Raw genomic sequence first — 23,644 nt, forward strand, 5'->3', positions numbered from 1 at the left:
ATTTCTCGGAAATAACAAGATCCACGGACGACAGGTGTTGAGTGGAAATCGCCAGGCCTGGGGTGTACGCACTGCCGGTGACCATTGGCTCAAAGACGAGTAATACCCTACACAGAACCGGAGACTGACAATGAATAAGAAGGTTTTCACCCTGGCCGCCATGGCCGCAGCCATGATGTTTGGCGCCGCAGCCCATGCTGATACCCGTATTGGCGTCACGATTTACAAATACGACGACAACTTCATGTCGGTGGTGCGTAAGGCGATCGAGAAAGACGCCAAGGCTTCACCGGACGTTACCCTGTTGATGAATGACTCGCAGAACGACCAGTCCAAGCAGAACGATCAGATCGACGTGCTGCTGGCCAAGGGCGTGAAAGCGCTGGCGATCAACCTGGTCGACCCGGCCGCTGCGCCGGTGGTCATCGATAAGGCGCGCGCAAACGATATCCCGGTGGTGTTCTACAACAAAGAACCTTCCCGCAAGGCGCTGGACAGCTATGACAAGGCATATTACGTCGGCACCGACTCCAAAGAATCCGGCGTGATCCAGGGTGAACTGATCGCCAAACACTGGCAAGCCAACCCGGCCTGGGATCTGAATAAAGACGGCCAGATCCAGTTCGTGCTGCTGAAGGGCGAGCCGGGCCACCCGGACGCCGAAGCGCGCACCACCTACGTGGTGAAAACGCTGAACGAAAAAGGCATCAAGACCCAGCAGCTGCAGATGGATACCGCGATGTGGGATACCGCGCAGGCGAAAGACAAGATGGATGCCTGGCTCTCCGGCCCGAACGCCAACAAGATCGAAGTGGTGATCGCCAACAACGACGCCATGGCGATGGGCGCGGTGGAAGCGCTGAAAGCGCACAACAAGACCAGTATTCCGGTGTTCGGCGTCGATGCGTTGCCTGAAGCGCTGGCGCTGGTGAAATCCGGCGCGATGGCGGGCACGGTGCTGAACGACGCCGACAACCAGGCGAAGGCCACCTTCGAGCTGGCGAAAAACCTGGCGGCGGGCAAGCCGGCCACCGAAGGCACCCAATATAAAATCGAAAATAAAGTCGTGCGTATTCCTTACGTCGGCGTAGATAAAGACAACCTGTCTCAGTTTGTTAAATAAGAATTGAGATCCCGCTAAGACCCCGCCTGCGGCGCCAACACCAGGGATACCGCCGGCGGGGATGTTTACGACTGCAAGATCGTTAAGCCAGGTGTATTTATGGCCGATAGCTCACGCGAATTTTTGCTGGAAATGACGGATATCTGTAAGTCATTTCCCGGCGTCAAAGCCTTGGACAATGTCAATTTACGCGTCCGTCCGCACTCGATTCACGCCCTGATGGGGGAGAACGGCGCGGGGAAATCGACGTTGTTGAAATGCCTGTTCGGCATTTACAAAAAAGACAGCGGCAGCATTGTATTTCAGGGCCGGGAAATCGATTTCAAGAGCTCGAAGGAAGCGCTGGAACACGGCGTTTCGATGGTGCATCAGGAGCTGAACCTGGTGCTGCAACGCACCGTGATGGACAACATGTGGCTGGGGCGCTACCCGACCAAAGGCCTGTTCGTCGATCAGGACAAGATGTTCAAAGACACTCAGGCGATCTTCGACGAGCTGGATATTGACATCAACCCGCGCGAAAAGGTGGGCAACCTGTCGGTGTCGCAGATGCAGATGATCGAGATTGCCAAGGCGTTCTCCTATGACGCCAAGATCGTCATCATGGATGAACCGACCTCTTCGCTGACGGAGAAAGAGGTCAATCACCTGTTCACCATCATCCGCAAGCTGAAAGAGCGCGGCTGCGGCATCGTCTATATCTCGCACAAGATGGAGGAGATCTTCCAGCTGTGCGACGAGATAACGGTGCTGCGCGACGGCCAGTGGATCGCCACCCAGCCGCTGGAAGGGCTGGATATGGACAAGATCATCGCCATGATGGTCGGCCGCTCGCTGAGCCAGCGTTTCCCCGACAGGCAGAATACGCCGGGTGAGGTGATCCTCGAGGTGAAGAACCTGACATCGCTGCGCCAGCCTTCGATCCGCGATGTGTCCTTCGATCTGCATCAGGGCGAGATCCTCGGCATCGCCGGGCTGGTGGGCGCCAAACGCACCGATATCGTCGAGACGCTGTTCGGCATTCGCGAGAAGGTGGCGGGCACCATCAAGCTGCACGGCAAGGCGATCGACAACCACAGCGCCAACGAAGCGATCAACCACGGCTTTGCGCTGGTGACCGAAGAGCGGCGATCCACCGGGATTTACGCCTACCTCGACGTGGGTTTCAACTCGTTGATCTCCAATATCCGCAATTATAAAAACAAGCTCGGCCTGCTGGATAACGCGCGGATGAAGAGCGACACCCAATGGGTGATCGACGCCATGCGGGTGAAAACGCCGGGGCATCACACCCATATCGGCTCGCTGTCCGGCGGCAATCAGCAGAAGGTGATCATCGGCCGCTGGCTGCTGACGCAGCCGGAGATCCTGATGCTGGATGAACCGACGCGCGGCATCGACGTGGGCGCCAAGTTCGAGATCTATCAGCTGATGACCGAGCTGGCGAAGAAGGGCAAGGGGATCATTATCGTCTCGTCCGAAATGCCGGAGCTGTTGGGGATTACCGACCGTATTTTGGTGATGAGCAATGGTCAGGTTGCGGGCATCGTTAACACCAAACAGACCTCGCAAAATGAAATCTTACGTCTCGCCTCCCTGCACCTTTAAGGATCGGAATTATGAACGCGCTAAATAAAAAAACCTTATTTACCTATTTCAAGGAAGGCGGCATTTACGTGGTGTTGCTGGTGCTGTTGGCCATCATCATCATTCAGGATCCTACCTTCCTCAGCCTGATGAACCTGAGCAACATCCTGACGCAGTCTTCGGTACGCATCATCATCGCGCTGGGCGTGGCGGGGCTGATCGTCACCCAGGGTACCGACCTGTCCGCCGGGCGGCAGGTGGGGTTGGCGGCGGTGGTGGCGGCCACGCTGCTGCAATCGATGGATAACGTCAACAAGGTGTTCCCTCACATGGAAACCTGGTCGATTCCCCTGGTCATCCTGCTGGTGTGTGCGGTCGGCGCGGTGATCGGCCTGGTTAACGGCCTGATTATTGCCTATCTCAACGTGACGCCGTTCATCACCACCTTGGGCACCATGATCATCGTCTACGGCATCAACTCGCTGTATTACGATTCGGTCGGCGCGTCGCCGGTCGCGGGCTTTGATCCGAAGTTTTCCACCTTTGCCCAAGGCTTCTTGCGCTTCGGCGATTTTAAGCTGTCGTATATTACCTTCTACGCGCTGATTGCCATCATTTTCGTCTGGATCCTGTGGACCAAGACCCGCTTCGGCAAGAACATCTTCGCCATCGGCGGCAACCCGGAAGCGGCCAAGGTCTCCGGCGTTAACGTACCGCTGAACCTGATCATGATCTATGCGCTGTCCGGCGTGTTTTATGCCTTCGGCGGCCTGCTGGAAGCGGGGCGTATCGGCAGCGCCACCAATAACCTTGGCTTTATGTATGAGCTGGACGCCATCGCCGCCTGCGTGGTGGGGGGCGTCTCCTTCGCCGGCGGCGTGGGTACGGTGTGGGGCGTGGTGACCGGGGTGATCATCTTCACCGTCATCAACTACGGCCTGACCTATATCGGCATCAACCCGTACTGGCAGTACATCATCAAGGGCAGCATCATCATCTTCGCCGTGGCGCTGGATTCGTTGAAATACGCCAAGAAGAAGTAGAGCTACCGCAGCACAGACGACAAGGCCGGTAAAATATGCCGGCCTTTCTTTTTGGGGCATTACCCGTCAGGGCTGTTTGGCTTTCTGCTTCTCTTCTTTCAGCTTGTGCTCCAGTTCCACCAACTGCTCCGGCGAGACGGCGGGATAGCCCTGGGCGTCTTCCGGCACGGTGTGCATGGCGGAGATCGGGATCAGCGGGCCGAGGAAGCGCGGTTCACGCTTGAGGATATACAGATCGGTCAGTGCGCCCAGGCGGGCGAAGATCTCGCGGGCGCGCACCGTCATCATGTCTTTCGGCGACGGCACCGCGTAACACTGCGCCTGAATGCCCATGTGCAGGGCGATGAACAGCGCGCGCTCGCAGTGGAAGCGCTGGGTGATGATGATGAAATCGTTGGTGTCGAACACCTTGCGGGTGCGCACAATGGAATCCAGGGTGCGGAAGCCGGCGTAGTCCAGCACGATATCGCTCGGCGCCACGCCGGCGGCGATCAGATCGCGGCGCATGGTCATCGGTTCGTTATAGCTTTGCTGGGCGTTGTCGCCGCTCAGCAGCAGGTATTTCACCTTGCCGCTGTTATAGGCGTTGATCGCTCCCTGAATGCGGTAACGGTAATACTGGTTGATCACGCCGGTGCGGTAATACTTGGCGGTGCCGAGCACCACGCCGACCTGGCGATGCGGCAATTCCTGCAGTTCGTCGTAGACGTAAGGCGCGGTTTTCCAGCTGATCCAGCGATCGAGCGCAATAGCCGAACCCATCAACACCGCAATGATGATGAACAGGCTGATGATCAGGCGTTTCCACATGTTGTTGCCTTACGCGCGCCGGGCTGAAAAAGATGGATCAAGGCTACTTTACCTGACCGACCGACGCAAGACGCGAACCGCCTGAAGCACGCGCGCCGCCGCATTTTTCGGCGGTTTTGCCGCACAAAAAAGCCCGGCGGAGCCGGGCTGGGTCATTTCAGCTCACCATTCAGAACGAGGTGCGCTTGTAGCTGCGGTACTGCGGCCGCCAGAAGTTGTGCTCGATAGCTTTCGACAGCGCATCTTCGGAGGTGACGATCGCCACGCCCTGCAGCTGGGCGGCTTTACCCACTTCCATGGCGATGCACTTCGACACGCCCTGAATATCGTCGATATTCGGCAGCAGCGCGCCGTGGCCGTCGGTAGCCAGCGGCGAACAGTCCGCCAGTGCGCGGCTGGCGGCCATCAGCATGGCGTCGGTGACGCGAGTGGCGCCGGAGGCCAGCACGCCCAGACCGATCCCCGGGAAGATGTAGGAGTTATTGCACTGGGCGATCGGGTACAGCTGCTCTTTGTAGCTTACCGGCGCGAACGGGCTGCCGGTCGCCACCAGGGCGGCGCCGTCGGTCCAGTTGATGATGTCTTCCGGACGGGCTTCCACGCGCGAGGTCGGGTTGGACAGCGGCATCACGATAGGGCGTTCGCAGTGCTTGTGCATCTCGCGGATCAGCTCTTCGGTAAACAGCCCCGGCTGGCCGGACACGCCGATCAGAATGGTCGGCTTGGCGTTGCGCACCACGTCCAGCAGCGAGATGGCGTCGCTGGCGGTTTCCCAGCCGGCCAGGTTGTCGCTCTTCTGCACCAGCTTGCTCTGGAAGTCGAGCAGGTTCGGCAGTTTGTCGGTCAACAGGCCGAAGCGGTCAACCATGAATACGCGGGCGCGCGCTTCGTCTTCGCTCAACCCCTCGGACTTCATCTGCGCGATGATCTGCTCGGCGATGCCGCAGCCGGCGGAACCGGCGCCGAGGAAGGTGACGGTTTGATCGCGCAGCTGGCTGCCTGCGGCGCGGCTGGCGGCGATCAGGCTGCCGAGGGTGACCGCGGCGGTGCCCTGAATGTCATCGTTGAAGCAGCAGATCTCGTCGCGGTAGCGGTTCAGCAGCGGGGTGGCGTTGTTCTGCGCGAAGTCTTCGAACTGCAGCAGCACGTTTGGCCAGCGGCGTTTGACCGCCTGAATAAACTCTTCGACGAAGGCGTGGTACTCCTCGCCGGAGATGCGCGGATGGCGCCAGCCCATGTACAGCGGATCGTTGAGGCGCTGCGGGTTGTTGGTGCCGACGTCCAGCACCACCGGCAGCGTGTAGGCCGGGCTGATGCCGCCGCAGGCGGTGTACAGCGACAGCTTGCCAATTGGAATCCCCATGCCGCCGATGCCCTGATCGCCCAGGCCGAGAATGCGCTCGCCGTCGGTGACCACGATCACCTTGACGTTCTGCTTGGTGGCGTTTTGCAGCATGTCATCGATGCGATCGCGGTTCGGGTAGGAGATGAACAGCCCGCGCGCGCGGCGGTAGATATCGGAGAAGTGTTCGCAGGCCTCGCCGACGGTCGGGGTGTAGATGATCGGCATCATCTCGCTCAGGTGCGAGTCCAGCAGGCGATAGAACAGGGTTTCGTTGGTGTCCTGGATGTTGCGCAGATAGATGTGCTTATCGTTATCGTTCTTGAAATCCTGATACTGACGGTAGGCGCGTTCCACCTGTTCTTCGATGGTCTCCACCGCTTCCGGCAGCAGACCGTGCAGGTTGAAGTGGCTACGTTCTTCCTCGGTGAAAGCGCTGCCTTTGTTCAGCAGCGGAAATTCCAGCAGAATCGGGCCGGCGTAAGGGATGTAGAGCGGGCGTTTGCTTTCGTATTCTAGTTCCATCAGTTTTACTCTTCACGTATCAGATAACTGTATTGCCGACGATCCTAAGAGATAAAGAGAAGATGTACAGCATTTGTTGCCCGATGATGAACCAGGTTGGCGTAATTATCGACAATCAAATGATTTTTTAACTAAAGAAAGTGTCTCTGGCGGCGTCGGGGCATTGTATTTGGCGGGCGGTGCTGTTAACGGCGGAACCGGATGGCCCCGCCGTCGTGCGCTTAGAAGGCGGCGCGGCTGACGTTTTGGCAACCCAGCGCCGCCAGGGTGACGCGGGTGGCATCCCATTGGCTGATGCTCGCGTCCTGCGGTTCGGCCAGCACAGCGCGGCGAATGTTCTGGCAGTCGCCGCCGGAGAGGTTCAGCAGGATCAGCGCGGCCTGCAGCGGTGGCAGGCTCGGGTTGAAAGCGGCGTTTTCCGCATAGCGGCCGGCGTAGAGGCTGCCGTCCTGCGTTTCCAGCGCTACGCCGCTGTGGGCGTTGCTGTACGGAGCATGGCTCTGATTGGCCGCCGCCAGCGCCGCCTGCGCCAGCGCATCGTCCAGCGCCAGCCGGTGGCCGTGATCGACCTTGTCCATCAGCAGCGAAGCGATATCCAGATCTTTCGGGCCGAAGGCGTCCGGCAGATAGTCCGCCAGCGTGGCCGGCGCGCGGCCCGGCAGACGGATCTGCAGCTCGCCACCGCTGTTCAGTTCATTCATAAACTGGCGGCAATGGCCGCACGGCGTGTAGTTGACGGTGACCGAGGCCAGCGCCGGCTCGCCGCGCAGCCAGGCATGGGTAACCGCGCACTGCTCTGCATGCACGGTTTGCTGCAGCGGCGCGCCGCTGAACTCCATATTGGCGCCGAAATAGAGGTTGCCGCTTTGCCCGCGCGCGATGGCGCCGACGTGAAAGTGCGATATCGGGGTTAACGAGCAGGCCGCCGCCAGCGGCAGCAGCGCGAATGCCAGCGCATCATCGTCCAACCCGCAGCCTGTGCGGATCGCCGCCGCTTGCTCGGCCGTGAACATCGCCGGAAAGTCTGGCGCGTCCAGATAAGGCCGCAGGGCGGATTGCAGTGTCGCGGGCAGTGCGCTGAAAGCGGTGTGAAAACGCGGATGCATAGAAAGTCTCTCTACGGGTTAACGGGATAACATTCTAGGCAGGCCAGAGACATTAAAGTGTGATTTATGTCTCTTAATTGATGAAATTAATGCAATGAAATACATAAATGCGAGATGTATCGCAAGTTTCACCCTGTTCAGCCGAACAGGCGCAGCAGCACCGGGAACAGGAACGGTGCCAGCAGTGAGGTGATGATGCCGCAGATCACCAACGCCAGCGAGCCGAAAGCGCCTTCCTGGTAGTCCATCTCGGCGCAGCGTGCGGTGCCCAGCGCGTGGGATGCCGTGCCCATCGCCAGGCCGCGCGCCGAGTGGGTGGTGATTTTCAACAGGTTGAATAACGTATGGCCGAACACGGCGCCGAGGATACCGACGAAAATGACGCAGACTGCGCTGATCGCCGGAATGCCGCCGAGCGAGTCCGCGACGGCCATGGCGATCGGCGTAGTGACCGATTTCGGCAGGATAGAGGCGGCGATTTCCGGCGTGGCGCCCAGCCACAGGGCGATGGCGCCGCCGCTGATCATGGCGGTCAGGCTGCCGATGAAGCACACCGCGATAATCGACTTCCAGCGCGCGCGGATCTGGTGCAGCTGCTCATAGAGCGGGAAGGCCAGCGCGACGACCGCCGGCTGCAGCAGATCGTTGAGGATTTTGCTGCCCTGAAAGTAGCGTTCATAGGGAATACCGGTGAGCAGCAGCAGCGGGATGATCACCGCCATGGACACCAGCAGCGGGTTGAGCAGCGGCATATTCAGCCTGCGCGCCAGCCAGCGCGCGGCGAAATAGACCGCCAGCGTCAGCGGCAACGACCACCAGATTTCATGGATCATGAATTGCCCTCCGTGTCGTCGGGCTTGCCGGCGATGCGGCGCTCGCGATGAAAATAGTGTGAGGTATAGCCGACCACCACCAACACCATCAGCGTGCTGATGAGGCAAGAGATAACCAGCGGGCCCAGATGCGCGACGATCTGGTCGTAGTATTTCATCACCCCGACGCCGATCGGCACGAACAGCAGCACCATATAGCGGATCAGCAAATGGCAGCCGGGTTTAACCCATTTGGCCGGCATAATCTGGGTAGAGAGCAGGGCGAACAGCAGCAGCATGCCAATGATGCTGCCGGGAATGGCGAACGGCAGCAGCGCCGCCACCGCGTTGCCGACGAACAGACACAGGTAGATAAGGAGCAGGGCCCTCAGGTATTTCCAGCACAGTGTGAGCACGTTGGCCATTGTCTTTTCCCGTTTAACTGATGTATTCATCATACAATTAAACTGTGAGCCATGCCACAGATCGCACCATGAATTCTCGCTATGGGTGCTATGCCCGAGCGGCGGGTTGACAGCCCGTATAGGCCGCTGCCTGCGGGATCAGCGCGCGTCTTCGGCCGTTGCCGCAGAACGTTCCGCCAGCCGGTGGCCGAGGAAGAAAAATAGCAGGCTGAGCAGGGCGGCGACGATCAGCATCACGAACATCAACGGCGGCGCGGCATAGCTGAGCAGCACCCCGCACAGCACCGGGTTGATGGCGCCGCCCAGCGCGCTGAGGTTTTGTACTCCATAGTAACTGCCTTTCAGGTGCGGCGGCGCAATAAAGTCGATGAACATGTATTCCACCGGGATAACGATGATCTCGCCTAAGGTAAACACCGCCATCGCCGCCAGCCACAGCCAGACCGCCTGGCCGGCCGCCATGAAACCGAGCAGCCCGACGATGAAAAACAGCGTGCCCAGCACCAGCCAGCGCAGCATGTTTTCCTGGCGCATGCCGCGGCTGAGCAGGTATTGCAGGGCGATGACGATGCCGGCGTTGACGATCATCACCAACCCAATGATTTTGTAGGCGAACTCGGCGCTGGAGACGGTGATCAGATACTGCGACAGATAGCCGGTGAACTGACCGAACACCACGGCGCCCAGGGTGTTGCCGAGGGTGAAGTAGATAAGCCGCCGATCGTTTCGCAAGATGGTCAGCGTCTGACGGAAGTTGGGGAGTGCCGCCGGTGCGGCGGCGGTTGTTGTCGGGCGCTGTTCCCGGCCGCGCAAGCGCAGGCTTAGCGCCGTCACCGTCGCCAGCGCCAATCCCCCCGACAGGTAAAACGGCAGCAGCGGGCTAAGCCCGGCCACCAGAACGCCGAGCGCAGAGCCGATCGCCCAGCCGACGTTGACCAGCGTGTAGTTGATTGAGAAAGCCTTGATGCGCTGCTCGACCGGCAGCCAGTCGGCGAAGCAGGCCTTTATGGTGATGCTTAACACCGAATAACAGGTATGCAGGATCGCCAGCACCACGATCACGCCGCCGGGGCGCGGGATCCAGGGAATGGCGAAGAAACTCAGCGCGAACAATAAAATCGACAGCAGGATCAGGCGGTTTTTGCTGAATTTGTCCACCAGATAGCCGCCGTACAGGCTGGCAAGGATGCCGAGGGTCAGGCTGACGCCCAGGATCACGCCCACGCTCTTCGGCAGCAGATGGAAATGTTCGGTGAGGTAGATGGTGATGAACGGCAGCGTAACGCCGCGGCCGATGGTCAACACCAGCGAACTGGCCAGCAGTACGTTGATCAGCGAGGGGAATCCCTTCATTTGAGGCCTGTTTATGCATACAGTTATTGGGCGATGCAGATAACATAGCGCATTTTGGCGGGGACGGAAGGGGAAAGCCGATAATTAGTTTAAAAACAGAGGCTGCGTCGGCAGCCTCGTCAAAAACAGCATTATTTACCGTGTTCGGCCTGCAGCGTGGCGAACCATGGCTGAACGAAATCGCTGCTGGTGCCCCAGCCGGGGATGATCTTCGCCAGCCCGGCGACGTTGACCGGCCCCGGCTGCGCCAGCAGCAGCGCCTGCGGAATGACCGCTGCTTTGAACTGATAGCTGTCCGGCGTGCTTTCCCCGGCGATCTTGTTGGCCACCAGGCGCAGGTTGACCGCGCCGATCAGCTTCGGATCCACCGCCACGCTGACTTGCCATGGGCTGCCGGCCTCGCGCATCAGCTGCAAATCCTGGTTGGAGATATCGATGCTGTACAGTTTGATTTCGGTGCGGCCGTTCTCTTTCAACGCCTTGTAAGCGCCCTGGGTGAAAGCGTCCCAGGTGCCCCAGATGGCGTCAATCTTGCCTTTCGGGTATTTCGCCAGCACCGCACCCACTTTATTGGCGGTATCTCCCTGCACGTCGGATGAAACCGCGCCAATCGATTCCAGCTCATGAATGCCCGGATGCTGTTTCAGCAACTGCTGGTAAGCGGCCTGGCGGCGCTCCATCGGGGGGAAGCCTGCCACCCAGAGTTTGATGATGTTGGCCTGGCCGTTGAAATCCTTCACCAACTGGCCGAACGAGGCGTTGGCCAGCGAAGCGTCGTCCTGCTGCGAGACGGTGACGCCGGGAACGCGGCCGCTGACGTCGGTATCGAAAGCCGCGACGGCGATGCCAGCCGCCGCGAGGCGTTTGACCAGATCGGTGGAATAGGGGGCTCGCCCCTGCGAGAGAATGACGCCGTCATATTTCTGGCTGATGGCCTGGTTGACGAAGTCCTGAAAACGCGCGTCGTCGCCGTTGCTGAGGAAGGTGTCCACCTTGAAGCCCAGCTTGCGCCCTTCCTGAATGGCGCCCGCCAAAAATTGCGTGGTGTTGTCGTCGGATCCGAGGTTGCGGATCACCGCGATGCGCACCGGCCCCTGATGTTGAGCGATGGCGGCCGGCACGGCGGCGTTTTCCGCCGCCTGCAGCGGCAGGGCAGCCAGCAGACTGAGGGCGAGCAGCGAAGTCTTGAGGTTTTTCATTATTATAGGCTCCAAAAAAAGCAGGGAAACGATCCCGGTGAAGGTCTGTTATAGCAGTCTTTCTGTCTGGACGTCTATTTTGGGTTTCGGAGCATCATAGCCGGATGCGGCGGGCAGGGGAATCAGGGCGGTTATGACTTTTTCTTCATGCTTATAACGTGGGGGTTGGGGCAATAAAAAAGGGCCGAGCAAGCTCGACCCTCCCTATGCCACGCATCTGCGCGATTACTTGACCTGCATGCCAGGCTGCGCGCCGCTGTCCGGGCTCAGCAGGAAGATCTCTTTCCCGCCGGGGCCCGCCGCCATCACCATGCCTTCTGACACGCCGAAGCGCATTTTACGCGGCGCCAGGTTGGCGACCATGATGGTCAGACGGCCTTCCAGCGCTTTCGGATCCGGGTAAGCGGAGCGAATGCCGGAGAAGATTTGGCGCGATTCGCCGCCCAGATCCAGCTGCAGCTTCAGCAGCTTGTCGGAGCCCTCGACAAAGTCGGCGCTCTTGATCAGGGCGATACGCATGTCGACCTTGGCGAAGTCGTCGAAGGTGATGGTTTCCTGGATCGGATCGTCAGCCAGCGGGCCGGTCACCGGCTTGGCGGCGGCCATGTCTTCCTTCGAGGCATTGACCATCTCGTTGACCTTGTCCAGATCGATGCGGTTGAACAGCGCTTTGAACGCGTTCACCTGATGGCCCAGCAGCGGCTGCGGGATCGCGTCCCAGCTCAGCTCGGCATTGAGGAACACTTCGGCGCGCTCGGTCAGCGAAGGCAGCACCGGCTTCAGGTAAGTCATCAGCACGCGGAACAGGTTGATGCCCATTGAACAGATGGCCTGCAGATCGGCGTCGCGGCCTTCTTCCTTCGCCACTACCCACGGTGCCTGCTCATCCACATAACGGTTGGCCAGATCGGCCAGCGCCATGATTTCGCGGATCGCGCGGCTGAACTCGCGGCCGGCGTAGGCTTCGGCGATGCTCTGCGCCGCGTCGACGAAGGTCTGGTACAGCGCCGGATCGGCCAGGCTGTCGGCCAGCTTGCCGCCGAAGCGCTTGTTGATAAAGCCGGCGTTGCGTGACGCCAGGTTCACCACCTTGTTGACGATGTCGGCGTTCACGCGCTGCACGAAGTCTTCCAGATTGAGATCGATGTCATCAATGCGTGAAGAGAGCTTGGCGGCGTAGTAATAACGCAGGCAGTCGGCGTCCAGATGCTGCAGGTAGGTGCCGGCCTTGATGAAGGTGCCGCGCGATTTTGACATCTTGGCGCCGTTCACCGTCACGTAGCCGTGCACGAACAGGTTGGTCGGTTTGCGGAAGTTGCTGCCTTCCAGCATCGCCGGCCAGAACAGGCTGTGGAAGTAGACGATGTCCTTGCCGATAAAGTGGTACAGCTCGGTGGTGGAGTCTTTGCGCCAGAACTCGTCGAAGTTCAGATCGCCGCGCTTGTCGCACAGGTTCTTGAAGGAGCCCATGTAGCCGATCGGCGCGTCCAGCCAGACGTAGAAGTATTTGCCCGGCGCATCCGGGATTTCGAAGCCGAAGTAAGGCGCATCGCGGGAGATGTCCCACTGCTGCAGACCGGATTCGAACCACTCCTGCATCTTGTTCGCCACCTGCTCTTGCAGCGCGCCGGAGCGCGTCCACGCCTGCAGCATTTCGCTGAAGGCCGGCAGATCGAAGAAGAAGTGCTCCGAGTCGCGCATCACCGGCGTCGCGCCGGAAACGACAGACTTCGGATCGATCAGTTCCGTCGGGCTGTAGGTGGCGCCGCACACTTCGCAGTTGTCGCCGTACTGATCCGGTGATTTGCATTTCGGGCAGGTGCCTTTCACGAAACGGTCCGGCAGGAACATGCCTTTCTCCGGATCGTACAGCTGAGAAATGGTGCGGTTCTTGATAAACCCGTTTTCTTTCAAGCGGCTGTAAATCAGGGTGGACAGCTCACGGTTTTCATCGCTATGGGTCGAATGATAGTTGTCATAGCTGATGCCAAAGCCGGCGAAATCCTGTTGGTGCTCCTGGCTCATCTCCGCGATCATTTCTTCCGGTTTAACGCCCAGTTGCTGCGCTTTCAGCATGATCGGCGTGCCGTGCGCGTCGTCCGCGCAGATGAAATGCACTTCGTGGCCGCGCATTCGTTGGTAACGCACCCAGATATCCGCCTGGATGTGCTCGAGCATGTGGCCGAGATGGATGGAACCATTTGCGTACGGTAGCGCGCACGTCACCAATAATTTTTTCGCGACTTGAGCCATAGTGAGAACTTGCTTTCTGTAATGAATAAAAGGGCCTTCGATGTTAACCGATCGCGCCCTTCGCTGCTAGGGCGGTTTCTTACAGGTTATACGCGCCAGCCGCCGCGCAGTTCTGGTATGCTTAGCCGGAAGCTACCCATTCAAAATCAAGGAGCCGGGATGAACGCAAAATCCCCTGAGCAGACCAACCCCGAAGTTCTGCGCGCCCTGGTGACCGGTGTACTGGCCGCCTTTGAACACCCGACGTTGAAAAACAACCTGACTGCGCTGAAGGCTATTCATCACTGCGCATTATTGGACGACGTACTGCATATCGAACTGACGATGCCGTTTGCCTGGCAGAGCGGTTTTGAAGCGCTGCAGGCGAGCGTCGGCCCTGAGCTGTTGCGCGTGACCGGCGCCGCCGCCATCGACTGGAAGCTGAAACACGATATCACGACGCTGAAACGCGCCAACGGCCAAGCCGGGATCAAAGGCGTGCGCAACATCATCGCCGTCAGCTCCGGCAAAGGCGGGGTGGGGAAATCCAGCACCGCCGTCAATCTGGCGCTGGCGCTGGCCGCCGAAGGCGCCAAGGTCGGTATTCTGGACGCCGACATTTACGGCCCGTCGATCCCCAATATGCTGGGCACCGAACATGAGCGGCCGACTTCGCCGGATGGGCAGCACATGGCGCCGATCATGGCGCACGGCCTGGCGACCAACTCCATCGGTTATCTGGTGACCGACGACAACGCCATGGTGTGGCGCGGCCCGATGGCCAGCAAGGCGCTGATGCAGCTGCTGCAGGATACTCTGTGGCCGGATCTGGATTACCTGGTGCTGGACATGCCGCCGGGCACCGGCGACATCCAGCTGACGCTGTCGCAGAACATTCCGGTGACCGGTGCGCTGGTAGTCACCACGCCACAGGATATCGCCCTGCTGGATGCCGCCAAGGGCATCGTGATGTTCGAGAAAGTGCATGTGCCGGTGCTGGGCATCGTGGAAAACATGAGCGTGCACATCTGCAGTAACTGCGGCCACCATGAACCGATCTTTGGCACCGGCGGCGCCGAGAAGTTGGTGCAGAAATATAACAGCCGTCTGCTGGGGCAGATGCCGCTGCATATCTCGCTGCGCGAAGATCTGGATCGCGGTACGCCGACGGTGATCAGCCGTCCGGAGAGCGAATTCGCCGACATGTATCGTCAACTGGCCGGCCGTGTGGCGGCGCAGATGTATTGGCAGGGCGAAGCGATCCCGACGGAGATTGCCTTCCGCGCGCTGTAATCTGTTTGCGGCAGTGAAAGAACCCGGCTTAAGCGCCGGGTTTTTTTATCGGATAGGGGTAGGCTTGTGCAGGTCGGCACGGGTATAAGGGCGTTCGATCTGCGCCAGCGTTTTGGCGATATGCTCCAGCAATCCCTGGGTGGGGGCCGGCTGCCGCTGCCCCATCAGCGCCAACGGCAAGGCCAGCGCGATGGCGAAGTGTGGCCAGGAGAGATGCGGGCGCGTTTTGTTCCGCTGCAACCGCAGGAACAGGGCGCTGGCCAGGTAGCCTAAAATCAGCCCGCTGATCACCTCGGATACCGAGTGCACGCGAATTACCAGCCGCGAAACGCCGATGGCGAAAGGCAATATCCACCCGGTCAGCAAAGCGATGCTACGTATCGGGTGGGAAAATCGGCCGGTCAACGTCCAGAGCAGTGGCGGCCAGATGCAGGCCGCGAGGGCGGAATGACCGCTGAATCCGGTGAAATCATAGCGCTCGCTGCCGATGCCCCAGCCCATAAAGGCCAGTTTGGACAGGCAGACCACCCCGCCGGTGAACCCGAAGATCAGCGCCCACTGCCAACCCGCCGCGCGGGTGGCGGGAGACATGAGCAGCAATAAAAACAGAATCAGCGCGCAGGGCAGCAGCAACATGCTGTCGCCGAAAAAAGTCAGAAAATACCAATCCAGCACATCAATCTCCGATGAAAGGGGGCGGGGAGCAAAAGTCAGCGCCGGGGAGTGTAACCCGTTACGGTGCGTTGCCCTAGCTGCGAGATTCTTAAAATGCCGCGTGGCCGTGGTGTGGCAGCCCGAATTCGCCCGCCGCCGCGCAATATCAATATACAGTGGCGCAATCCCCGGCGACTCCCTATAATTGTCGCGTTTTAGTTCCCCCCCTTCACACTATGAAATCAGGTCTTTAATTTTATGACTGACAATCCGCATCAGTGCGTCATTATTGGTATAGCTGGCGCATCTGCCTCCGGAAAAAGCCTTATCGCCAGCACGTTGTACCGCGAACTCCGCGAGCAAGTCGGCGATGAGCACATCGGCGTTATTCCAGAAGACAGTTACTATAAAGACCAGACTCACCTGACCATGGAAGAACGGGTCAAAACCAACTATGACCACCCGAGCGCCATGGATCACAACCTGCTGTTCCAGCATCTGCAGATGCTGAAGGCCGGTAAGGCGATCGAGCTGCCGCTGTACAGCTACACCGAACACACGCGCAAGAAAGAAACCGTCCACCTGGAACCTAAAAAAGTGATCATTCTGGAAGGGATCTTGCTGCTGACGGATATCCGTTTGCGCCAGGAGATGAACTTCTCGATCTTCGTCGACACGCCGCTGGATATCTGCCTGATGCGCCGCATGAAGCGCGACGTCAACGAGCGCGGCCGCTCGATGGATTCGGTGATGGCGCAATACCAGAAGACCGTGCGCCCGATGTTCCTGCAGTTTATCGAACCTTCCAAACAATACGCCGATATCATCGTTCCGCGCGGCGGCAAAAACCGCATCGCGATCGATATTCTGAAAGCCAAAATCAGCCAATTCTTTGAATAATGCCGCTTAATGGCCGGAAATGCGCATTTCCGGCCGACGGCCAACTATTTGCACCCCGGCGTAGACCTTTCGCCCGTTGTGTGGCAATTTTTGTTTAGTTACGCGTTTTGATGGAGAAGAAAGACATGAGACTGTGCGACCGCGATATAGAAGCCTGGCTGGATAGCGAGAAACTGGTGATTTCGCCGCGCCCGCCGCTCGAACGCATCAACGGGGCCACAGTAGATGTCCGTTTGGGCAATCAGTTCCGCGTGTTCCGCGGCCATACCGCGCCGTTTATCGATCTCAGCGGGCCGAAAGATGAAGTCAGCGCCGCGCTGGATCGCGTGATGAGCGACGAGATTGTCCTGCCGGAAGGCGAGGCGTTCTTCCTTCATCCCGGCGAACTGGCCCTGGCGGTGACGTTCGAATCCGTGACGCTGCCGAACGATCTCGTGGGTTGGCTCGACGGCCGTTCTTCTCTGGCGCGTCTGGGGCTGATGGTGCACGTGACCGCGCACCGGATCGATCCGGGCTGGCACGGGCGCATCGTGCTGGAGTTTTACAACTCCGGCAAGCTGCCGCTGGCGCTGCGGCCGGGGATGCTGATTGGCGCCTTGAGCTTTGAGCCGTTGTCCGGCCCGGCGGCCCGGCCATATAACAGCCGGCAGGACGCAAAATATCGCGATCAGCAGGGCGCAGTAGCCAGTCGAATCGACAAGGACTAACGGCGCGAGATGCACCGTCGGTGTGGCGCTGACAAGAGGGTGGCATGAGAAGATTACTGACGACATTGGCGATTTTACTGGTGGTCGTGGTGGCGGGAATGTCCGCGCTGGTACTGCTGGTCAATCCGAATGATTTTCGCGGTTACATGGTCAAAAAGGTCGAGCAGAAGAGCGGCTACCAGCTAACGCTTGAAGGCGACCTGCGTTGGCATATCTGGCCGCAGCTCAGTATTTTGGCCGGGCGCATGACGCTGACCGCGCCGGGCGCCAAGACGCCGGTGGTGAGCGCGGAAAACATGCGCCTTGACGTCAAACTGTTGCCGCTGCTGTCGCATCAGCTGTTTGTGAAACAGGTGATGTTGAAAAATGCCGTCATTCGCCTCACGCCCGACAGTGAAGAGCACTCGCAAGTGGACGCCCCGATTGCGCCGGCCGGCAGCGGCGCTGATGCGGCAGACACGGCCTGGAAGTTCGACATCGATAACTTGCGCGTCGTGGACAGCTTGCTGATTTGGCAGCGCGCCGACAACGCGCAAATCAATGTCCGGGACATCAATCTTACCCTGCAGCAAACGGAGAAACGGCAGGCGCAGCTGGACATTTCCAGCCGGGTCAACCGCGATCAGCGCGACCTGGCCTTCAGCATGGCGGCCGATATCGATCTGCAGCAGTTCCCGCACCAGATCGGCGCCAAGGTGACCCAGTTCAATTACCAATTGGTGGGAGCAGATATTCCGAACGGCGGTATTCAAGGCGAGGGGAATGCTCAGGTGGTCTATCAACAGACGCCGGCGCACATTGCCGTCACCCAGCTGAACGTCAGCGCCAATAACAGCCAGTTGACCGGCGATATCAGCGCCAGCCTGGGAGCGGTGCCCGGCTATGTGGTGAACCTGAATTCGGCTAATCTCGATCTCGACGCGCTTTCCGGTTGGCAATCCAGCACCAATACCGCCGAACAGCCCGCCGTGACCGCCGCGCCGGTGATCGCCAGCCAGGTCGACGATCGGCAGCAGAACCTGGAAGCGCTGCGCGATTTCAATGCACAGTTGAATCTGCAGGCGGCGCAGTTGACCTACCGCGGTATGAACGTTACCCAGTTAGCCGTCGCGGCAGATAATCAACGCGGCCTGCTGACGCTGCATAAACTTGCCGGGCAATTGGCCGGCGGTGATTTCTCTTTGCCGGGATCGCTCGACGCACGCGGCAATAAACCGGTGATAAACGTGCAGCCGACCCTGAACCAGGTTGAGCTCGGCGCGGTGCTCAAAGCCTTCGAGATGCCGCAGATGCTGACCGGAAAATTCAGCATGAAAGGGGATTTGACCGGCGATCGTCTTTCTTCAGAGTCATTTGAGCACCGTTGGAGCGGTACGGCGCAGCTGGCGATGCAGGATGCGCAGCTGCACGGCCTGAACATTCAGCAATTGATCCAACAGGCGGTGGCGCGTAACGATAACAGCGTGCGCGGGCAAGACAGCTATCAGCGCTATACCGAAGTCAAAAGCGTCTCGGCGCGGGCCAGCCTGAGCCAAGGCACTGTCAAGCTCAGCAGCCTGACGGCGGATTCGCCGTTGCTGGCGCTGACCGGCGCCGGCAGTATCGATATGCCGGGAAAACAGTGCGATATGGCGCTTAATGTGCGCGTCACTGGCGGTTGGCAAGGGCGCGGCGAACTGATCGAGCAACTGCAAAAAACGCCGATTCCGCTGCGGGTCTATGGGCCTTGGCAACAGCTGAATTACCAACTGCAGGTCGATCAGGTGCTGCGTAAAACGCTGCACGATCGGGCCAAAGATGCGCTGAACAAATGGGCTGAAAAGAACAAGGATTCACGCGAGGGTCAGGATCTGAAAAAGCTGCTCGACAAGCTGTAATCCCTCCTGACGCGGGCCGTCTTGCGGCCCGCGTCAGTATCGACGTTTCCCGCGATAATTTCCCTCCGTTACCTTGATGAAGGTCATGAAGACCCGCGCTCAATTTGTGCAGAGTAAGGGCGCATTCTGCTATGACTATGCGCCTGAGCGCGAAAAAATGACGAGTTGAGGAAACATGATAGAGCTTCTTATTGGCGCGGCGGTGGCGGCGGGCGTGGGCCGTTACATCATCAAAGGGTATTCCGCCACGGGCGTCTTGATGGTGGGAGGGCTGCTGCTGCTAGGCATCAGCGCCCTGATGGGAAAAACGCTGTTGCCGTCCGGCGCCGCATCTACCGGCTGGCGCGCGACCGATATGATCGAGTACGTCAAGATTTTGCTGATGAGCCGCGGCGGCGATCTGGGCATGATGATCATGATGCTGTGCGGTTTCGCCGCCTATATGACGCATATCGGCGCCAACGACGTGGTCGTCAAGCTGGCCTCGCGCCCATTGCAGATGATCAATTCGCCTTATCTGCTGATGGTGGCGGCCTATTTTGTCGCTTGTCTGATGTCATTGGCTGTCTCTTCCGCTACCGGGCTCGGCGTATTGCTGATGGCGACGCTGTTCCCATTGATGGTGAACGTTGGCATTAGCCGCGGCGCCGCGGCGGCCATTTGCGCTTCGCCGGCGGCGATTATCCTGGCGCCGACTTCCGGCGACGTGGTACTGGCAGCCAAGGCGGCGGAAATGCCGCTGGTGGACTTCGCGTTCAAAACCACGCTGCCTATCTCGATTGCCGCCATCGTCTGCATGGCCGTGGCGCACTTTTTCTGGCAGCGTTATCTCGATAAGAAGAGTGATGAACAGCACCACATTATGGACGTCAGCGAGATCAAAACCCATGCGCCGGGGTTCTACGCGATATTGCCGTTTACGCCGATCCTCGGCGTGCTGATCTTCGACGGCAAATGGGGCCCGGAGCTGCACATTATTACCGTGCTGGTAGGGTGCATACTGTTGGCGGCAGCGATCGAGTTTGTGCGCAGCTTCAGCGCCAAACAGGTATTCAGCGGCCTGGAAGTGGCGTATCGCGGTATGGCGGACGCTTTCGCCAGCGTGGTGATGCTGTTGGTGGCCGCGGGTGTCTTCGCGCAAGGGTTGAGCACCGTCGGCTTTATCAGCGGCTTGATCGGGTTGGCGCAGTCGTTCGGTACCGGCGGTTTGATCATGATGCTGGTGTTGGTGGTGATCACCATGCTGGCGGCCATGACCACCGGCTCCGGCAATGCGCCGTTCTATGCGTTTGTCGAACTGATCCCGAAACTGGCGGCACAGATGGGCGTGAATCCTGCCTATCTGGTGATCCCGATGCTGCAGGCCTCGAATCTCGGCCGCACGCTGTCGCCGGTCTCCGGCGTGGTGGTGGCGGTCTCCGGTATGGCGAAAATCTCGCCGTTTGATGTGGTGAAGCGTACTTCAGTGCCGGTAATTGTCGGGTTGGTGGTGGTGATCGTGGCGACGGAGCTGCTGGTTCCCCAGTAAAAGGAAGGCCGGGCGATGCCCGGCCTCGATGTTAAACCTCGTACTCCTCCGGTGGAGGAGGCGGGGTGATCTTCACTTTCAGGATGCGGTGGCTGTTGACCTCCAATGGTTCGAACAGGTAGTCACCGATCTTGATCTGTTCTCCTTCTTGCGGCACGCGCTGACTGTGTTCCATCAACAGCCCCGCCAGCGTGTGGTATTCGCGCTTGTCTTCCAGCGGCATCGGCAGGTACAGCACCAGATCTTCCAGCGGCATATAGCCGTTGGCGATCCAGCTGCCGTCTTCGTTTTGCTGAATGTCATGGCGTGCGTCCACCTCTTCGCCGGCCTCCGGCAGGTTGCCGGCGATAGTTTCCATCACGTCCGTCAGGGTGACGACGCCTTCGACGGAGCCGAACTCATCGACCACGAAGGCGAAGTGCGTCTGCGCCTGGCGGAATTGCTCCAGGGCGCTTAACAGCGTGAGCTGCTCCGGGAAGATCAACGGTTGGCGTATCAGCGCACGCAGATCCAGCGGCGCCTGCGCCAGTTGCTGTTTGAGAACGTCGATGGTGTGGATCACGCCCAGCGGTTCGTCGCTGGCGCTGCTTTCCACCACCACGATGCGCGTGTGCTGATTACGTTCCAGCAACTGCGTCAGCTTTTCCTGCGGATCGTTCAGCTCAAGGTATTCGACGTCGTGACGCGAGGTCATGATGCTACTGACCGTGCGCTGCGCCATGCCGAGTACGCGTTCGATCATGCGCCGCTCTTGCTGATTGAAGATCTCGCCGTTTTCGCTGTCGCTGTCCGCCAGCAGGTTGGCGGAATGGCTGTCGACTTCCGCTTCTTCATGTTTGCCGCTCAGCATGCGCAGCACCGCTTCGGCGGTGCGTTCACGTAGTGGCCGCACCTTCGACAGAAAGCGACGGCGGTTGAACTGCGCCAGCTGGTTCAGCGCTTCGATCATGACCGAGAAGCCGATCGCCGCGTAGAGGTAGCCTTTAGGAATGTGATAGCCGAAGCCCTCCGCCACCAGGCTAAAGCCAATCATCAGCAGGAAGCTCAGGCACAGGATAACGATAGTCGGGTGCGCGTTGACGAAGCGCGTCAGCGGTTTGCTGGCCAGCAGCATCAGGCCGATGGCGATACAGACCGCGATCATCATCACCGCCAGGTGATCGACCATCCCCACCGCGGTGATCACCGAGTCGAGCGAGAAAACGGCGTCCAGCACCACGATCTGCGCCACGACCGGCCAGAAACGTGCGCCTTTGCGCGCGCCGTGCTGCTCTTCGTCCTTGCCTTCCAGCCGCTCATTGAGCTCCATGGTGGCTTTGAACAGCAGGAATATCCCGCCGACCAACATGATCAGATCGCGGCCGCTGAAGGGGTGCTCCGCGACGATGAACATCGGTTTGGTCAGCGTCGCCAGCCACGAGATGGAGGCGAGCAGCGCCAGACGCATGACCAGCGCCAGCAACAAACCGACGACACGGGCCTTATCTCTTTGTTGTTTTGGTAATTTGTCCGCCAGAATGGCGATGAAGACAAGGTTGTCTATACCCAGCACGATTTCCAGCACGACCAAAGTGGCCAGGCCGGCCCAAATTGTTGGATCAGCGATCCATTCCATACGCCCAATTTCACCTGTAAGTTCTACGGCTTATGCCGCACGGGAATGATGGGCGTTGAGGCGGCAAAATTCAACTTTAATCGGGAGGATGTGGTTCAGAACAGGAGGATTGCCGTAAACATCGATCGGCGCCGAGCGGCCAAAGGAATCAAGGGCCTGGGGAGCAAATATCTACCGGGATGCCATACGCTCAGAAAAGAAACGCCTTATTAAATTTATTTAAATCAAAACATTAAAACAATTTTCTTTGGCTATGATTCTTATCGGTATGTGGCACGAGTAGTCTTATTCTGAAAACGGCTGACTGGGGGGATCTAAGGCTTGTATCACTTAGACATTAGTATAAGAATCTTAGTCATATAACGGCAGTAACTAACATTGTTTGGTTATAAAGGCACCGTTTTTTTTATTTTTTTGTGAACAGCATGACAGTTCAAACGAAGAATGAGTGCCGCTTTGCATAAAAATTGCCTGGCTCATGCAATGACGTGGGGGGATACGCCATTAACAGTACTTTGGTAGCTGCAAGCCAAGGGCGGTAGCGTGCCCGATTGAATCCCCTTGTTCACGCTGCACAGATGAATGCAGCGCTACGATGAATTGGAATGAAAATGCAAACAAGACTTAAGGCAGTGATCCCCGTTGCGGGCCTGGGAACCCGTATGTTGCCGGCGACCAAGGCTATCCCTAAAGAAATGTTGCCCGTGGTCGATAAGCCCTTAATCCAGTATATTGTTGCTGAATGCGTGGCGGCAGGGATTAAAGATATCGTATTGGTCACGCATTCATCAAAGAATGCGATTGAAAACCATTTTGACACTTCGTTTGAGCTGGAGGCGATGCTTGAAGCGCGCGTGAAGCGCCAGCTCCTGGCTGAAGTGCAAAGCATTTGTCCGCCGGATGTCACCGTGATGCAGGTGCGTCAAGGACAGGCGAAAGGGCTGGGGCATGCGGTGCTTTGCGCCAAACCAATGGTGGGTGATTCTCCTTTCGTGGTGCTGCTTCCGGATGTTTTGCTGGATGATGCAACGGCGGATTTACGCACAGAAAATCTGGCCAAGATGCTTCAGCGTTTCGACGAGACGGGATACAGTCAGATTATGGTTGAACCTGTGCCGGAACAAGATGTGTCCAAATACGGTGTGGTAGATTGCGCAGGCGCGACGATCGCAGCGGGAGAAAGCGCACCGATGACGGCGGTGGTTGAGAAGCCGGCCCGCGAGGATGCCCCTTCCAACCTGGCCGTCGTCGGCCGGTATGTGCTTGCCGCCGATATTTGGCCGCTACTTGAGAAAACCCCTCCCGGCGCGGGTGATGAGATTCAACTGACCGATGCGATTGCGATGCTGATGGATGAACAAACGGTGGAAGCGTTCCATATGAGCGGTAAGTCCCATGATTGCGGTGACAAGCTTGGCTATATGAAGGCGTTTGTGCAGTATGGGGTGCGTCACGGTTCCGAAGGCGAAAACTTCACCCGCTGGTTGAAGCAGACGTTGGGAAAGTAACAGGC

Annotated in this window: 19 protein-coding genes; 9 read left to right on the top strand and 10 right to left on the bottom strand. The window is 58.8% G+C overall.

The genetic code is table 11. The features are described 5' to 3' along the window. Positions 1 to 130: 130 nt before the first annotated feature. The 3 genes from mglB to mglC all read left to right on the top strand — a co-directional run bounded on the left by mglB (position 131) and on the right by mglC (position 3,753). Entirely contained in the window at positions 131 to 1,123 is a 993-nt protein-coding gene (mglB, locus tag GT753_RS03435) for a galactose/glucose ABC transporter substrate-binding protein MglB (RefSeq protein ID WP_004938962.1), read from the top strand. Positions 1,124 to 1,222: 99 nt separating this feature from the next. Then, entirely contained in the window at positions 1,223 to 2,731 is a 1,509-nt protein-coding gene (mglA, locus tag GT753_RS03440) for a galactose/methyl galactoside ABC transporter ATP-binding protein MglA (RefSeq protein WP_004938959.1), read from the top strand. 11 nt (positions 2,732 to 2,742) lie between these two features. Further along, the gene (gene mglC / locus GT753_RS03445; protein WP_004938953.1) at positions 2,743 to 3,753 is read left to right on the top strand and encodes a galactose/methyl galactoside ABC transporter permease MglC; all 1,011 of its coding nucleotides are present in this window, start codon (positions 2,743 to 2,745) and stop codon (positions 3,751 to 3,753) included. A 66-nt stretch (positions 3,754 to 3,819) separates the two neighbouring features. Here mglC and sanA read toward each other — a convergent pair whose 3' ends face one another. The 8 genes from sanA to metG form a co-directional block, all read right to left on the bottom strand. Next, a complete protein-coding gene (gene sanA / locus GT753_RS03450) occupies positions 3,820 to 4,563 on the bottom strand; it encodes an outer membrane permeability protein SanA (RefSeq protein WP_004938948.1) in 744 nt (247 codons plus the stop codon). A gap of 169 nt (positions 4,564 to 4,732) precedes the next feature. Then, positions 4,733 to 6,430 (bottom strand): NAD-dependent malic enzyme, encoded by a 1,698-nt coding sequence (locus GT753_RS03455; RefSeq protein ID WP_004938945.1) that lies wholly within the window; start codon positions 6,428 to 6,430, stop codon positions 4,733 to 4,735. 221 nt (positions 6,431 to 6,651) lie between these two features. After that, entirely contained in the window at positions 6,652 to 7,536 is an 885-nt protein-coding gene (gene cdd, locus GT753_RS03460) for a cytidine deaminase (protein WP_160125267.1), read from the bottom strand. A gap of 137 nt (positions 7,537 to 7,673) precedes the next feature. Continuing rightward, positions 7,674 to 8,369: a CidB/LrgB family autolysis modulator gene (locus GT753_RS03465; RefSeq protein ID WP_160125268.1), complete on the bottom strand. Its 696-nt coding sequence runs from the start codon at positions 8,367 to 8,369 to the stop codon at positions 7,674 to 7,676. Next, positions 8,366 to 8,773, bottom strand: a complete 408-nt coding sequence (locus tag GT753_RS03470) for a CidA/LrgA family protein (RefSeq protein WP_004938939.1) — start codon at positions 8,771 to 8,773, stop codon at positions 8,366 to 8,368. The genes GT753_RS03465 and GT753_RS03470 overlap by 4 nt, the downstream gene beginning before the upstream one ends. A gap of 138 nt (positions 8,774 to 8,911) precedes the next feature. Beyond that, a complete protein-coding gene (locus GT753_RS03475) occupies positions 8,912 to 10,126 on the bottom strand; it encodes an MFS transporter (RefSeq protein WP_160125269.1) in 1,215 nt (404 codons plus the stop codon). 131 nt (positions 10,127 to 10,257) lie between these two features. Further along, positions 10,258 to 11,325, bottom strand: a complete 1,068-nt coding sequence (locus tag GT753_RS03480; protein ID WP_160125270.1) for a sugar ABC transporter substrate-binding protein — start codon at positions 11,323 to 11,325, stop codon at positions 10,258 to 10,260. Positions 11,326 to 11,550: 225 nt separating this feature from the next. After that, positions 11,551 to 13,578 carry a methionine--tRNA ligase gene (gene metG / locus GT753_RS03485; protein WP_076740420.1) on the bottom strand — a complete coding sequence of 676 codons (2,028 nt, stop codon included), beginning with the start codon at positions 13,576 to 13,578 and terminating at the stop codon, positions 11,551 to 11,553. Between the two features lie 159 nt (positions 13,579 to 13,737). Between metG and apbC the strand changes: the two genes are divergently transcribed. Then, positions 13,738 to 14,850 carry an iron-sulfur cluster carrier protein ApbC gene (gene apbC / locus GT753_RS03490; RefSeq protein ID WP_004938926.1) on the top strand — a complete coding sequence of 371 codons (1,113 nt, stop codon included), beginning with the start codon at positions 13,738 to 13,740 and terminating at the stop codon, positions 14,848 to 14,850. A 45-nt stretch (positions 14,851 to 14,895) separates the two neighbouring features. Here apbC and GT753_RS03495 read toward each other — a convergent pair whose 3' ends face one another. Further along, positions 14,896 to 15,525: a phosphatase PAP2 family protein gene (locus tag GT753_RS03495; protein ID WP_015377220.1), complete on the bottom strand. Its 630-nt coding sequence runs from the start codon at positions 15,523 to 15,525 to the stop codon at positions 14,896 to 14,898. 237 nt (positions 15,526 to 15,762) lie between these two features. Between GT753_RS03495 and udk the strand changes: the two genes are divergently transcribed. The 4 genes from udk (at position 15,763) to dcuC (ending at position 20,516) form a co-directional block, all read left to right on the top strand. Then, positions 15,763 to 16,404 (top strand): uridine kinase, encoded by a 642-nt coding sequence (gene udk / locus GT753_RS03500; RefSeq protein WP_004938922.1) that lies wholly within the window; start codon positions 15,763 to 15,765, stop codon positions 16,402 to 16,404. Positions 16,405 to 16,529: 125 nt separating this feature from the next. Further along, positions 16,530 to 17,111: a dCTP deaminase gene (gene dcd / locus GT753_RS03505; RefSeq protein ID WP_004938917.1), complete on the top strand. Its 582-nt coding sequence runs from the start codon at positions 16,530 to 16,532 to the stop codon at positions 17,109 to 17,111. 44 nt (positions 17,112 to 17,155) lie between these two features. Continuing rightward, entirely contained in the window at positions 17,156 to 18,988 is a 1,833-nt protein-coding gene (gene asmA / locus GT753_RS03510) for an outer membrane assembly protein AsmA (protein WP_015377221.1), read from the top strand. Positions 18,989 to 19,163: 175 nt separating this feature from the next. Next, positions 19,164 to 20,516 (top strand): anaerobic C4-dicarboxylate transporter DcuC, encoded by a 1,353-nt coding sequence (gene dcuC, locus GT753_RS03515; protein ID WP_015377222.1) that lies wholly within the window; start codon positions 19,164 to 19,166, stop codon positions 20,514 to 20,516. Positions 20,517 to 20,547: 31 nt separating this feature from the next. Here the strand turns inward: dcuC and GT753_RS03520 are convergent, their stop codons facing one another. Continuing rightward, positions 20,548 to 22,131, bottom strand: coding sequence for a TerC family protein (locus GT753_RS03520; protein ID WP_015377223.1), 1,584 nt, complete (start codon positions 22,129 to 22,131; stop codon positions 20,548 to 20,550). Positions 22,132 to 22,742: 611 nt separating this feature from the next. Here GT753_RS03520 and galU point away from each other — a divergent pair. Further along, complete coding sequence (gene galU, locus GT753_RS03525; RefSeq protein WP_015377224.1) at positions 22,743 to 23,639, top strand: UTP--glucose-1-phosphate uridylyltransferase GalU; 897 nt, start codon at positions 22,743 to 22,745, stop codon at positions 23,637 to 23,639. The last annotated feature ends 5 nt before the right edge of the window (positions 23,640 to 23,644 follow it).

It is taken from the genome of Serratia sp. Z4, from assembly GCF_009900725.1.
GTDB lineage: Bacteria > Pseudomonadota > Gammaproteobacteria > Enterobacterales > Enterobacteriaceae > Serratia > Serratia nematodiphila.

Excerpts from the sequence above, each read along its gene's own strand:
- GT753_RS03520 (WP_015377223.1), bottom strand. The coding sequence starts at position 22,131 with ATGGAATGGATCGCTGATCCAACAATTTGGGCCGGCCTGGCCACTTTG.
- mglA (WP_004938959.1), top strand. The coding sequence starts at position 1,223 with ATGGCCGATAGCTCACGCGAATTTTTGCTGGAAATGACGGATATCTGT.
- GT753_RS03470 (WP_004938939.1), bottom strand. The coding sequence starts at position 8,773 with ATGGCCAACGTGCTCACACTGTGCTGGAAATACCTGAGGGCCCTGCTC.
- sanA (WP_004938948.1), bottom strand. The coding sequence starts at position 4,563 with ATGTGGAAACGCCTGATCATCAGCCTGTTCATCATCATTGCGGTGTTG.
- mglC (WP_004938953.1), top strand. The coding sequence starts at position 2,743 with ATGAACGCGCTAAATAAAAAAACCTTATTTACCTATTTCAAGGAAGGC.
- udk (WP_004938922.1), top strand. The coding sequence starts at position 15,763 with ATGACTGACAATCCGCATCAGTGCGTCATTATTGGTATAGCTGGCGCA.
- mglB (WP_004938962.1), top strand. The coding sequence starts at position 131 with ATGAATAAGAAGGTTTTCACCCTGGCCGCCATGGCCGCAGCCATGATG.
- metG (WP_076740420.1), bottom strand. The coding sequence starts at position 13,578 with ATGGCTCAAGTCGCGAAAAAATTATTGGTGACGTGCGCGCTACCGTAC.
- GT753_RS03475 (WP_160125269.1), bottom strand. The coding sequence starts at position 10,126 with ATGAAGGGATTCCCCTCGCTGATCAACGTACTGCTGGCCAGTTCGCTG.
- dcuC (WP_015377222.1), top strand. The coding sequence starts at position 19,164 with ATGATAGAGCTTCTTATTGGCGCGGCGGTGGCGGCGGGCGTGGGCCGT.
- dcd (WP_004938917.1), top strand. The coding sequence starts at position 16,530 with ATGAGACTGTGCGACCGCGATATAGAAGCCTGGCTGGATAGCGAGAAA.
- GT753_RS03465 (WP_160125268.1), bottom strand. The coding sequence starts at position 8,369 with ATGATCCATGAAATCTGGTGGTCGTTGCCGCTGACGCTGGCGGTCTAT.
- GT753_RS03455 (WP_004938945.1), bottom strand. The coding sequence starts at position 6,430 with ATGGAACTAGAATACGAAAGCAAACGCCCGCTCTACATCCCTTACGCC.
- apbC (WP_004938926.1), top strand. The coding sequence starts at position 13,738 with ATGAACGCAAAATCCCCTGAGCAGACCAACCCCGAAGTTCTGCGCGCC.
- galU (WP_015377224.1), top strand. The coding sequence starts at position 22,743 with ATGCAAACAAGACTTAAGGCAGTGATCCCCGTTGCGGGCCTGGGAACC.
- GT753_RS03480 (WP_160125270.1), bottom strand. The coding sequence starts at position 11,325 with ATGAAAAACCTCAAGACTTCGCTGCTCGCCCTCAGTCTGCTGGCTGCC.
- asmA (WP_015377221.1), top strand. The coding sequence starts at position 17,156 with ATGAGAAGATTACTGACGACATTGGCGATTTTACTGGTGGTCGTGGTG.
- cdd (WP_160125267.1), bottom strand. The coding sequence starts at position 7,536 with ATGCATCCGCGTTTTCACACCGCTTTCAGCGCACTGCCCGCGACACTG.